This is a genomic window from Streptomyces naganishii JCM 4654, assembly GCF_014650575.1.
Taxonomy (GTDB): Bacteria; Actinomycetota; Actinomycetes; order Streptomycetales; family Streptomycetaceae; genus Streptomyces; species Streptomyces naganishii.
Map to the genome: position 1 here is coordinate 70,661 of NZ_BMVF01000027.1, position 11,494 is coordinate 82,154.

Annotated in this window: 11 protein-coding genes; 5 read left to right on the plus strand and 6 right to left on the minus strand. The window is 74.1% G+C overall.

The features are described 5' to 3' along the window. Positions 1 to 303 precede the first annotated feature (303 nt). The gene (locus IE217_RS32060) at positions 304 to 783 is read left to right on the plus strand and encodes an ATP-binding protein (protein ID WP_229865770.1); all 480 of its coding nucleotides are present in this window, start codon (positions 304 to 306) and stop codon (positions 781 to 783) included. Positions 784 to 883: 100 nt separating this feature from the next. Here IE217_RS32060 and IE217_RS32065 read toward each other — a convergent pair whose 3' ends face one another. From IE217_RS32065 to IE217_RS32080, 4 genes are all read right to left on the minus strand, one after another. Next, positions 884 to 1,153, minus strand: coding sequence for a DUF397 domain-containing protein (locus IE217_RS32065; RefSeq protein ID WP_190181470.1), 270 nt, complete (start codon positions 1,151 to 1,153; stop codon positions 884 to 886). A 146-nt stretch (positions 1,154 to 1,299) separates the two neighbouring features. Then, entirely contained in the window at positions 1,300 to 1,791 is a 492-nt protein-coding gene (locus IE217_RS32070; protein ID WP_190181471.1) for an SRPBCC family protein, read from the minus strand. Further along, positions 1,788 to 2,195: an ArsR/SmtB family transcription factor gene (locus tag IE217_RS32075; protein ID WP_190181482.1), complete on the minus strand. Its 408-nt coding sequence runs from the start codon at positions 2,193 to 2,195 to the stop codon at positions 1,788 to 1,790. The genes IE217_RS32070 and IE217_RS32075 overlap by 4 nt, the downstream gene beginning before the upstream one ends. 161 nt (positions 2,196 to 2,356) lie before the next feature. Further along, positions 2,357 to 2,731: a VOC family protein gene (locus IE217_RS32080; RefSeq protein ID WP_190181472.1), complete on the minus strand. Its 375-nt coding sequence runs from the start codon at positions 2,729 to 2,731 to the stop codon at positions 2,357 to 2,359. A gap of 137 nt (positions 2,732 to 2,868) precedes the next feature. On the opposite strand from IE217_RS32080, the gene IE217_RS32085 reads away from it, so the two are divergent. Next, on the plus strand, positions 2,869 to 3,372 hold the full coding sequence (locus tag IE217_RS32085; protein WP_229865773.1) for a hypothetical protein: 504 nt from the start codon (positions 2,869 to 2,871) through the stop codon (positions 3,370 to 3,372). Between the two features lie 92 nt (positions 3,373 to 3,464). Then, the gene (locus tag IE217_RS32090) at positions 3,465 to 4,028 is read left to right on the plus strand and encodes a DUF4232 domain-containing protein (protein ID WP_190181473.1); all 564 of its coding nucleotides are present in this window, start codon (positions 3,465 to 3,467) and stop codon (positions 4,026 to 4,028) included. Positions 4,029 to 4,128: 100 nt separating this feature from the next. Here the strand turns inward: IE217_RS32090 and IE217_RS32095 are convergent, their stop codons facing one another. Further along, a complete protein-coding gene (locus tag IE217_RS32095; RefSeq protein ID WP_190181474.1) occupies positions 4,129 to 5,247 on the minus strand; it encodes a DUF2786 domain-containing protein in 1,119 nt (372 codons plus the stop codon). Between the two features lie 133 nt (positions 5,248 to 5,380). Between IE217_RS32095 and IE217_RS32100 the strand changes: the two genes are divergently transcribed. Then, on the plus strand, positions 5,381 to 6,136 hold the full coding sequence (locus tag IE217_RS32100; RefSeq protein WP_190181475.1) for a Clp protease N-terminal domain-containing protein: 756 nt from the start codon (positions 5,381 to 5,383) through the stop codon (positions 6,134 to 6,136). A 49-nt stretch (positions 6,137 to 6,185) separates the two neighbouring features. Continuing rightward, on the plus strand, positions 6,186 to 7,901 hold the full coding sequence (locus tag IE217_RS32105; protein WP_190181476.1) for a bifunctional 3'-5' exonuclease/DNA polymerase: 1,716 nt from the start codon (positions 6,186 to 6,188) through the stop codon (positions 7,899 to 7,901). Here the strand turns inward: IE217_RS32105 and IE217_RS32110 are convergent. Continuing rightward, positions 7,883 to 11,197: an AfsR/SARP family transcriptional regulator gene (locus tag IE217_RS32110; RefSeq protein WP_190181484.1), complete on the minus strand. Its 3,315-nt coding sequence runs from the start codon at positions 11,195 to 11,197 to the stop codon at positions 7,883 to 7,885. The genes IE217_RS32105 and IE217_RS32110 overlap by 19 nt on opposite strands. Positions 11,198 to 11,494: the final 297 nt, after the last annotated feature.

The window sequence follows — 11,494 nt, forward strand, 5'->3', positions numbered from 1 at the left end:
AGCCGTCTTCAGACCGCCGCAGTCTGCCACTAAATCACTCCGAGCAGTACTCGCGCGATTACGGAAACGGAAAGAGTGCGAAGAAAGCGCGCAGCAGGAAGCAAGAAGGAGGCAAGCGGCAGTCGAGAAGATGGCGGAAAAAATGGCCAGTAAGCGGTACGGGAGGGTCCAATTCGGTCGCGTGCACGTGCATCTGCCCTTGCATCTGCTGTGCGCATCCGAAACCATGGTCCCGCGCCACCGCTGCATCGCAACGACCGCGAATTCCCGGGAGTGCCTCGCATGGGGACGAATGGATCGACCATGCTCGAGCCGTTACGGCAGGGCCTTCCGCCGCTGGACCCCGCGGCCGTGTGCAACGCCGCCTCCTGCGCCCTGCCCGCCCGCTACGAGGCCGTGCGCGAGGCCAGGCGCTTCACCCGCAGGACACTGGACCAGTGGGAGCTGGGCGAGCGCTTCGACGACGTCTGCCTGGTGGTCTCCGAGCTGGTCACGAACGCCCTGCGGCACGCGCTGCCCTGTCCCGCGGCCGCGCAGGTCCACGAGCAGGTGCCGCCCGTGCGGCTGCACCTGATGCGGTGGACCGAGCGGCTGGTGTGCGCGGTGCGCGATCCCAGCCAGGACAGCCCCGTCGCCCGGGACACCGACGACTTCTCGGCGGAGTCGGGCCGCGGACTGTTCCTGGTCGACTCCTTCAGCGACAGCTGGGGCTGGCACCCGATGGCCGGCAGCGTGGGCGGCAAGGTGGTCTGGGCGCTGTTCCGGCTGCCGACCGCCGGCTGACGAACCGCGGCGTTTCACGACGCCGCGGTTCTACGCGCGTTGGCGTGCGGTGGTCACCGGTTGAGGGCCGGTCGGCTCTTCCTCGGGCCGGCCATGCCGCTCAGCCCGCGATCAGGTGGTCGAACTCGCCGTCCTTGATGCCGAGCAGCATCGCCTCGATCTCCGCACGCGTGTAGACCAGCGCCGGACCGTCGGGGAAGCGCGAGTTGCGCACGGCCACCTCCCCGCCGGGCAGCCGCGCGAACTCCACACAGGAGCCCTGCGAGTTGCTGTGCCGGCTCTTCTGCCAGGCCACCCCGCTCAGCTGCGTGGCCGCCATGCCGTTGTGCACGTCGTACTGCCCGTACACGCCCTCAACGTCGTGGTCCACAGGTCGCTCCCCGGTGGTGCACTGGCCGGTGTGGCCATTGATGCATCGGTCAACTGACCCGGATCATAGCTGTGTTCATGTGCAGATGCATGAGCAGATGCACGTGCACGGGGAGTGGTGCGGCGGTTACAGCCTTGACGTCCGCTTTACCGAGCCCGTTCGAGCGTCTGCCCCAGCACCCGCAGGACATGCGCCCGCCAGCCCCCGTCCATGATCCTCCGCGCCGTCATCTGCGCCGGATCGTCCGGATCGAATCCCTCGTGCAAAAGGAACAGACGCGTACCGCGGCCTTCTTGTTCCAGCGTCCATGTGAGGGTCCAGTGGACGGCACTGGCCGGATCGGCGTCGGTCCAGCGGACGGACAGCGTCCGCTCGACGTCGTAGCCGAGCACCTCCACCTCGACCACGCCCGAGAAGTTAGCGTTGGGCCGGGGGACGGAGGTCATCCGGTACCGGTGGCCGACCTCCAGGCGGAAGCCCTCGGCGCCGGGCATCTGCCACCGGGCGAGCAGGCCCGGCTCGGTGAGGGCACGCCAGACCTTGGCGGGCGGGTGCGGGAAGAACTGGTCGACGCGGATGGCGGTGAGGTCCTCGTCACCGGGTCCGGTGCCGCCGGGCGGCGGGGGTGCGGCGCTCATGCCGGGCCATCGTCGGGCATGCGGTCGAGCAGGGCGCCGAGGTCCTTCATCCGGCCGCGCCAGAACCGCTCGTACGGGTGGAGCCAGTCCTGCACCTCGGCGAGCGGGGCCGCCTCGAGGCGGTAGATGCGCTGCCGGCCGGAGCGCCGCTCGGAGACGAGGCCGGCCTCCCGGAGCACCTTGAGGTGCTCGGAGAGGCTGGGCCGGCGCATGGCGAAGTGATCGGCGAGGGCCTGCACCGGCTGCGGCCCCTCCTCCCGCAGCAGCCGCAGGACTTCACGACGGGTGACGTTGGCGAGCGCGGCGAAGACACGGTCACCGACGTCGGCGGGGGCTTGGGGGGCGCCGGGGACGGGGGCAACGCCGGTGGTGGCGGCGCGGGGGGCGGCGGGGGCGGGGGGCACGCGGGCGTCGGGCGCGGTGCCGGTGGTGGCGCGCGTGCCGGGCGCGGGCACGGCGGCGGGCGGGGCGCCGGGCGCAGGGCCGGGCGATTGCGCGGGGGCCCGCGCGGCGGCGGGGGCGAGGTCGGGGCCGGAGCCGGGGCCGGTGGGGTTCATGGGGTCGGTCAGAAGCCTTCCTTCTCGGTCAGGAGCATCAGACCGTTGCCGTCGGGGTCCTCGAAGGCCGCCATCCGTCCCCAGGGCAGGTCGTCCGGCCCCCGCACGGAGACGCCGGCCTCCGCGAGCCGCGCGGAGTCGGCGTCGACGTCGGTCGTCACCAGCATGATCCCCCGCGCCGAACCGGCCACGAAACCGCCCATGCCCGGCCCGGAGAGCGTGAAGACGGTCTGCGCGCCCTCGGGCGCGACCTGGAGCCACCGGCCCTGGGGCATCTCGCGGTCGGCGGTGACCCGGAAGCCGAGCACGTCCCGGTAGAAGCGCAGCGCGCGGTCCTGGTCGGCGACGGGGAGGGTGACGAAGGACGCGTGGGTGATGTTCATGCGCCGACCATACGTAGGCGATTCCCTACGCGTCAAGAGTAGGGAATCACCTACGCATTGCATGGCCGCGCCTGGTAGCTTGCTGCGGTCGTACCGGCCGTCGGCGCGGCCGACCGGTTCCAGCTTGGGGGCTTGCAGTGACCAGGACGACGAGGGCGAGGGCGACGGCGGCACGGATGGCGGCGGCGGGCCTGCTCGCCGTGCTCACGCTGACCGCGTGCGACAGCGGCGGCTCCGACGCCAAGGACCACACCCCGGCCACGAGCAGCGCCGCCGCGACCGCGAGCAGCGGCACCGCCGACGCGGGCGGCACCGGCGGCACCGCGGGCAACGCCGGCAAGGCGGAGGGCAGCTGGCTCACCACCAGCGGCGGCCGGGCGGTGGTCCTGATGGTCACCGGCAAGCAGGCCGCGCTCTTCTCGACCGACGGCACGACGTGCTCCGGGACGGCGGGCGAGGAGGCCGGCAAGCAGGTCGTCCACCTGCGCAACTGCAAGTCCCGTACGACCGGCACCGTGGACTCCGTCAACAAGACCACCCTGCGCGTTACCTGGGAGGGTGGTCTCGGCCAGGAGACGTACACCCGGTCCGACGGCCCGGCGCTACCCTCGGGGCTGCCCACGGCGAGCCTCGGCTCCTGACGTCAGCCGGGACCGGTGGCGGGGCGGGCAACCGCGCCGCACGCTCGTACGTGATGATCCTTGAGCATCGTCACGACCCAAGGAACCACCTCATGCGCGCGATTCCGATCACCGTCACCGTCCTGGCCGCCGCCCTCCTCCTCACCGCCTGCGACAGCGGCGGCGGCACGGGCGGCAGCGACACCGGCAACAAGAACAGCGGGAGCAAGAGCAGCGGAAGCAAGAACACCGACAGCACCACCTGCCGTATCGGCGAGGTCGGGCTCCAGGTCGGGCCCGCCAACGCCGCCCCCGCCGCCGGGGACACCGGCAACGTCCCGGTCACGCTCACCAACAAGGGCGCCAAGTGCACCCTGGAGGGCTTCCCCACCCTCTCCCTGACCGCGCAGAGCGCCTCGGCGACCGTGCCTCGCGACCAGGCCGGCGCCCCGCAGAAGCTGACCCTCGCCCAGGGCGACACCGCCTCCTTCACCCTCACCTACGTGCGGGGCAAGGAGGGCGACCCGAAGAGCCTCGCGGCCACGTCGCTGAAGATCGGCCTGCCCGGCGCGGCCGAGGGCCAGACCTTCAAGTGGTCGTACGGCCCCGTCCAGGGCAAGAAGGACGCCACCGACCCGAACGCCTCGGTGACCGCCTTCCAGCAGGCCGGGGACTGACCTTCACCCGACCGGAGCCAGCCGTGACACTCGGCGGCCGGGACACTCGGCGACGCTCACCGGCCGGAACGTTCGGCGGCCGGGACGCTCTGCGGCCCGGTCAGCCCAGTCGCGGGCGCGATCTCACCTCGGCGCGGTCCGCCGCCCGCGCGCCCTCCGTCCAGCCCGCCTCGTCGCTCACTCCCCGCAGGCGGGTGGTGGTCGTCTCCGGGAACATCCGGTCCAGCCGGTCGGCCACCGCCACGTCCCGGCTCGCCAGGACCGGCAGCAGGTCCTCGGTGACCTGCGTCCCGGCGGCGGCCGCGAGACGGGCGCCGACGCGGTGGGCGTAGGCGGCGAGGAAGGACTGCCGGAAGGTCTTCGTCCTCCTGCGCCCGCCCGCCCGCTGGGCCGCCTCCGCCTTGGTCATCGCGGTGGTGGCCTGGACGAGCAGCGAGGTGTGCAGCAGCTCGACCGCCTGCAGGTCGGCCTCGAAGCCGACGACGGTGGAGAAGCCGAGCGGTTCGTTCCACACGGCACGGCAGTGGTTGGCGGTGGCGACCGCGTCCAGCAGCACCGCCTTGGCCTGCTCGTACGGCGGCTCCACGCCTATGCGGCAGGCGCCGGGCGCGTCGGGCGCCGGGGCGCGGGCGGCGAGCAGCGCCTCGTCGACGCTGTGCCGGGCCATCAGCTCCTGCGCCTTGGCGCTCAGCGCCTCCGCCTCCTCCGGGAACCCGGTCGCCTCCGCCTTGGCGAGCAGGGCGCGGATGCGGGTGAGCATGCGGGACCCGGCGCGGTCGGCCTGCGCGCCCGCGGGTGAGGTTCGGGGTTCGTCGAGGGGTTCGACCGTGGGCAGCCGCAGCAGCAGGCGGTACAGCTCCAGTACGGCCGTGGCGTGCGAGAAGCGGTCCGCGCGGGGCGGCTGACCGGTGGGCAGTTCCTCGAGCTGGGCGGCCCAGCGCGGGCCGCGCGCCCGGTCCTGGCCGGCCTGCGCGCGCACCAGTTCCGCCACCAGCCGTACGTGCACGCCGGTCAGCTCCCGCCGCACGATCCGTACGACGTCGGCCGGCTGCCAGCCGCGCTGCCACGCCGACGCGACGAACTCCCGGCCGCGCCGGGCGAGTTCGGCGTCGGCGGCGGGATCGGCGGCCAGCAGGGAGGCACCGGTGTCCAGGGCGTCGCCGGCCGTGGCGTAGAGGGCGGCGCGGAAGGCGCGGTCAACGGTGGCGGGAGCGGTCACACGTCGATCGTGCCACGGGGGTCCGACAGTCCCGGCGCGGACTCCGTCCCCGTCCACACCCTGTGGACAGTCACCTCGCGCGAATTGTCAACTTCGGGTTGACGGCGTGAGGGTGTCAACCTACGGTTGACACATGACGAATCCCAGCATCAGGTCGACCGTCCGTCTGGACGACCTCATCTCGGCCATCAAGAAGGTCCACCAGGAACCGCTGGAACAGCTCCAGGACGCCGTACTCGCCGGTGAGCACCTCGGCGAGGTGGCGGATCATCTCATCGGGCACTTCGTGGACCAGGCACGACGCTCCGGCGCCTCCTGGACCGACATCGGCAGGAGCATGGGCGTCACCCGGCAGGCCGCGCAGAAGCGGTTCGTGCCCAAGGAGTCCGCCGACCTCGACCCCAGCCAGGGCTTCAGCCGCTACACCCCGCGCGCCCGCAAGGTCGTCATGGCCGCCCACGAGGCCGCCAAGTCCGCCCGGAGCCCGGAGGGACTGCCCGCGCACCTCGTCCTCGGCCTGCTCACCGAGCCGGGGGCCATGGCCGCGAAGGCCATCGAGGAACAGGGCGTCACCCTGGACACCGTCCGCGAGGCCGCCACCGCCGCCCTGCCGCCGGCGTCGGCGGACGCCCCCGATCTGGTCCCCTACGGACCGGCAGCCAAGAAGGCCCTGGAACTCACCTTCCGCGAGGCCCTGCGCCTCGGCCACAACTACATCGGCACCGAGCACCTCCTGCTCGCCCTGCTGGAGCTGGAGAACGGCGAGGGTCTGCTCAGCGGCCTCGGTCTGACCAAGGCCCGCACGGAGGAGTACGTCACCGCCACGCTGGCCACGCTGCTCGACGACCGCGCGCGCAACGACGCCCAGGAGGAGCAGGAGGAGGAGTGAACCCGCAGGTCACAGCGCGTTGTCAGACCCGGCTGCGACACTCGCGGACATGACCGACCGGTGGGTTCTCGCGCCGGCCGAGGACGGCGGCGCCGAGGTCGCCCCCCTCGGCCCGGACGGGCTGCCCGCCGGCCCGGTGCTCCGGGAGGCCGACCTCGCCGGGGCCGTCCGCGGCAGACCGGACGTCACGCGATGGGTGTGGCGCTCCACCCGCGAGGTCTACCCGCGCCTGCTCGCCGCGGGGGTGCGAGTGGAGCGGTGCTACGACATCGAGGACGCCGAGACCCTCCTCCTCGGCCACGAGGGGCGCTCCGGCGAACCGCGCTCCGCCGCCGCCGCCCTCGCCCGGCTGCGCGGCGGACCCGTGCCGCCCGATCCGCCGCCGCGCTCCGCCGCACCGGGCGCGCAGTCCCCGCTCTTCGAACCGCAGGGCGTCCACCTGCCCCTCACCGACCTGCTCGCGGTCTACGCCGAGCAGCAGCGACGGCACGCCGCGACCGCCCACCCGGACCGCATGCGCCTGCTGACGGCCGCCGAGTCGGCGGGCATGCTGGTGGCCACCGAGATGAACCGCGCGGGCCTGCCCTGGCGCGCGGACGTGCACCGCGAGGTGCTCGGCGAACTCCTCGGCGAGCGGTACGCGGGCGGCGGCGAGCCCCGCCGCCTGGCCGAGCTGGCCGACGAGGTGTCCGCGGCCTTCGGGCACCGGGTGCGGCCCGACCTGCCCGCGGAGGTCGTCAAGGCTTTCGCGCGCGCCGGGATCAAGGTGAGGTCCACCCGCCGCTGGGAGCTGGAGTCCGTCGACCACCCGGCCGTGGCCCCCCTGCTGGAGTACAAGAAGCTGTACCGCGTCTGGGTCGCGCACGGTTGGTCCTGGCTCCAGGACTGGGTGCGCGAGGGCAGGTTCCGGCCGGAGTTCCTCGCGGGCGGGACGGTCACCGGCCGCTGGGTGACCAACGGCGGGGGCGCGCTGCAGATCCCCAAGGTGATCCGCCGGGCCGTGGTGGCCGACCCGGGCTGGCGGCTGGTCGTCGCCGACGCCGACCAGATGGAGCCGCGGGTGCTGGCGGCCATCTCCCGCGACCCCGCCCTGATGGAAGTGGCCGGCCAGGACAGCGACCTGTACCAGTCCGTCTCCGACCGCGCCTTCTCCGGTGACCGCGCCCAGGCCAAGCTCGCCGTGCTCGGCGCGGTCTACGGCCAGACCTCCGGCGACGGCCTGAAGAACCTCGCCGCCCTCAGGCGCCGCTTCCCGAAGGCCGTCGCCTACGTCGACGAGGCGGCGCGGGCCGGCGAGGAGGGGCGGCTCGTGCGGACCTGGCTGGGCCGCACCTGCCCGCCGGCGGCAGGGACGTCGGAGGACGCCACGCAGGAGGCGGGACTCCCCCAGGACGACCCGAGGGCGCCGGACGGCCAGGAGGGGGAGGAAGGCCGCGGCGAGCACGGCTGGCTGCCTGGGTACGCGTCCGGCAACGCGCGCGCCCGCGGCCGCTTCGCGCGCAACTTCGTGGTCCAGGGCAGCGCCGCCGACTGGGCGCTGCTGCTGCTCGCCGCGCTGCGCCGCGGTTGCCGGGACATGGCCGCCGAGCCGGTCTTCTTCCAGCACGACGAGGTGATCGTGCACTGCCCGAAGGAGGAGGCCGACGCGGTCGTCGAGGCGATCCGGGAGGCGTCCGCGACGGCGGGGCGGCTGACCTTCGGAGAGACGCCGGTGCGGTTCCCGTTCACGACGGCGGTGGTGGAGTGCTATGCGGACGCCAAGTGAGGGGGCACGGGCCGCTGTCCGAGCAGTTCGCGCAGCTCGGCCGCCACCGCCTGCTCGTCCGTCCCCTCCAGCGCCGCGAGCGCGGCACGCCACTGCGCGTACGCCTCCTCGGTGCGGCCCCGCTCGCGCAGCAGGAGGCCGTGCTGGTGGCGGGCGAGGCCGCCGGTGTAGCGGTCGGCGCGGGCGTCGGCGCGGCGCAGCAGCTCGGCGCACTCGCCGAGGGCGGCTTCGGTACGGCCCAGCAGGCGCAGTGCGCGGACCAGGCCGAGCCGGGTCTGGGACTCGCCGTGCCAGTCGCCGTGGCCGCCGAGGATGCGCAGGCTCTCCTCGAAGTGCCGCGCGGCCGCGTCGGGTTCGCCGAGGGTGAGGTGGGCGTAGCCGATGTTGCAGTGCGCGGTGTGCTGCACGATGACGGCTCCGATCTCGTCGCCGATGGCGAGCGAGAGCCGGTGCTGCTCGATGGCGGCCCGCGGGTCGGTGTGCTCGTAGAGGTTGCCGAGGTGGCTGTGGGTGACGGCCTCGCCGTAGGGGTCGTTGAGCTGCCGTGAGCAGTCGAGGCTCTGGCGCAGCGCCTCGCCGGACTCCTCGTACCGGCCGAGCCATTCGAGGAGCAGCCCGCGGTTGTTGAGCCCACGCCGGATCCGCGAGGGCACGTCGAGGCGCTGCCAGATCGCCAGCGAGCGGTCGTTGAGGGTGAGCGCCTCGCGGTGCCGTCCGGTCAGGAAGTGCAGCCCGGCGAGGTCGCCCAGCGCGTACGCCTCGGCCGCCTCGTCGCCGAGCCGCCGCGCCAGCTCGAGCCCGGTCCGCCCGAGCACCTCCATCTCGGCGACCCGCCCGCCGCGCTGGGCGTGGGGGAAGCACAGGCGCAGGAGCAGGCAGAGGTACGCGGCCCTGCGGCGACCGGACCCGGTGGCCGGTGCGTCCGCGTACCGCTCCGTCAGGGCGACGATGTTCTCCAACTCCCTGTTCCCCCAGGCGAAGGCGTCCTCGGACGACTCGAAGGGCGGTACGGCGAGCAGGTCGGCGCTGTGGCCGGCCGGCTGGGAGGGAGTCGGCCGGCGCCGGTCGTCCCGCTCGTGTCCGGGCTCGATGACCGCGGTCAACAGCCGCTCGGCGACGGCGGCGTACCACCGCAGCGCGGTTTCGACGGGGTCGGCGGCTGCGTCGGGACGAGTCTCACTGTCCTCGCCGTTCTCGGTGTCCTCGCTGTTGTCGCTGTTCTCGGCGTTCTCGGTGTCCGCGAGTTCACGGGCGTAGTCGCGGACGAGGTCGTGCGGGGTGTAGCGGCCGTACGCCGTTTCCTCGAGGAGGGCCACGTCGACCAGCCGGTCGAGGGCGGCCTCGGCCCGGTGCTCGTCCGTGCCGGTGAGGCGGGCGAGCAGCGGGGCGCTGTAGGCGGGCAGGTCGAGCGCGCCGATGCGGCGCAGGGCGAGGGCCGCGTCCCGGTCGGCCTCGCGCTCGGAGGCGGCGAGCGCGTCATGGGCGACGGCCAGGGACCGCCGTACGCTCAGGTCGTCGTACTCCAGGTTGCGCAACCTGCCTCCCTTGGCCGCCAGTTGACCGGCCAGCGCGTCCGGCGTGAGCGCCCGCCGCGCGGCCAGCCGGGCCGCCACCACGCGCAGGGCGAGCGGCAGCCCGCCGGTGAGTCCGACGAGCGGGTGACCGGCGTCCAGACCATCCGGGCCCTCCGAGCCGTCCCCACCGTCCGGCCCAAAGCCCGTGCGCCCGGAGGCCGCCCGCAGCAGGGCCGCGCTGTCCTCACCGGACAGCGGCGCGAGCGGGAAGCGGTGGACGCCGTCCAGCGCGGTCAGCGGCGAACGGCTCGTGACGATCACCGCGCAGCCCGCGCCGGCCGGAAGCAGCGGGCGCACCTGGGCGGCGCTCTTGGCGTCGTCCAGCACCAGGAGCGTGCGCGTGGGCGCGAACAGGGAGCGCAGCAGCGCGGAGGCAGCGTCCGGGTGCTCCGGGATGTGGCGCGGGTCGGCGCCCAGGTCGCGGAGCAGTGCGCGCAGCGCCTGGGCGGGCGTGAGCGGGGGCATGCCGGGGGTGGCGCCGTGCAGGTTCACGTAGAGCTGGCCATCGGGAAAACGTTCCATCATCCCGTGCGCCGCCTGCAGCGCGAGAGCGCTCTTGCCGACGCCCGCCATGCCGCTGAGGACGACGACGGGGCTGCGCTCGGCACCGTCGCCTGCGGGGCGCGGGCCGCGCTCGGGCGTAGGTGCGGGTGGGAACGCGGGCGCGGGCGCGGGCCCGGGCTCGGGCCCGGGCTCGGGCGAGGTGAGCAAGGCGCGCCGTACGGCGGGCAGTACGTCGTTCCGTCCGGTGAAGTGGGCGGGCGGCGGCGGGAGTTGGGCGGGACGGGGTGGCTGCGGGCCGGAGTCGCCGGGCGGATCGGCCGGATCGGGCCGTTCGGCCGGTTCAGGCGCGTCAGAGACTTCGGAGGAGCCGCAGGCCTCGGAAGAACCGCAGGCCTCGGAGGTCTCCGGCGGCCAGGAACCGCCCGGCGCGCTCGCGGGGCTCACGGAGTCGCCCGCGGGGTCCGGCCCGCCGTCGAGCCGCAGCACCTCCAAGTGGGCCGCGCGGACGGCCGGGCCCGGTTCGACGCCGAGTTCGTCGGCCAGGCGGGCGCGCAGGTCGCGGTGGACGGCCAGTGCCTCGGCGCGGCGGCCGGTGCGGTGCAGGGCGAGCATCAGCTGACGGTGGTACGCCTCGCGCAGCGGATGCTCGGCGGCCAGCGCGGTGAGCTCCGGTACCAGTCCGGCGGCCCGGTCGCCCCCGAGGGCGAGCTCGGCGTCGTAGCGCCATTCCAGGAGCAGCAGCCGCCCCTCCTCCAGGCGCTGCACGACGGCGTACCGGCCCGTTCCCGAGGGCAGGCCCCCGAGCGGTGCGCCCCGCCACAGCGCGAGCGCCTCCGCGCACGCCCGCACCACCCGCGCCCAGTCCGCGCCGGCGTGCGCGGCGCGCGCCTCGGCCAGCCGGGCCTCGAACAGGTGCAGATCCAGCTCCCCCCGCTCGACCCGCAGCAGATATCCGGGCGGTACGGCCCGCAGCCGCTCGGGGTCGTCGAGGAGCCGGCGCAGCCGGGTCACGTGGTTGTGCAGCGAGGCGTGCGCGGAGGCCGGCGGAGCGCCGTCCCACAGCGCGTCCTTCAGCGCCTCGACGGAGACGACGTGCCCGGCCTCCAGCAGCAGCGCGGCGAGCAGCGCGCGCAACTTGGGGCTGCCGATGGGCCGTACGGCCGGCTCGTACAGGACGGGCGGCCCCAGCAGTCCGAACCGCAGCCCGTACCGCTTCACGCCGTCCACTGCCCTTCCTCGCGGTCACGACCGCCCGATCCGCACATGTTAGCGATCCGTTGGCGCGACCTGATGTGATCATTTCATCGGATCCGGCTCGTCGGTACGCGCGTACGGCGCGCAGCTCGGGGGAGTGTCGCCGCCGGCCTGGTCCGAGCACGCGAGAGGTCCCGGTCGGCGGAGGTGAACGACCGGGGCCTCGTTCGCGCGTGCCCCGGCGCCCACGTCGGCGGCCCGCCCCGTTATCTTCTTCGCGGTCCTGCAAGAGGGCCGCTGGCCTCCGGGTCCGGCATGACT

What these genes read in the sequence shown, in the direction of transcription:
- IE217_RS32060 (WP_229865770.1), top strand. Translation starts at nt 304, where the DNA reads ATGCTCGAGCCGTTACGGCAGGGCCTTCCGCCGCTGGACCCCGCGGCC.
- IE217_RS32070 (WP_190181471.1), bottom strand. Translation starts at nt 1,791, where the DNA reads ATGAGCGCCGCACCCCCGCCGCCCGGCGGCACCGGACCCGGTGACGAG.
- IE217_RS32080 (WP_190181472.1), bottom strand. Translation starts at nt 2,731, where the DNA reads ATGAACATCACCCACGCGTCCTTCGTCACCCTCCCCGTCGCCGACCAG.
- IE217_RS32090 (WP_190181473.1), top strand. Translation starts at nt 3,465, where the DNA reads ATGCGCGCGATTCCGATCACCGTCACCGTCCTGGCCGCCGCCCTCCTC.
- IE217_RS32100 (WP_190181475.1), top strand. Translation starts at nt 5,381, where the DNA reads ATGACGAATCCCAGCATCAGGTCGACCGTCCGTCTGGACGACCTCATC.
- IE217_RS32105 (WP_190181476.1), top strand. Translation starts at nt 6,186, where the DNA reads ATGACCGACCGGTGGGTTCTCGCGCCGGCCGAGGACGGCGGCGCCGAG.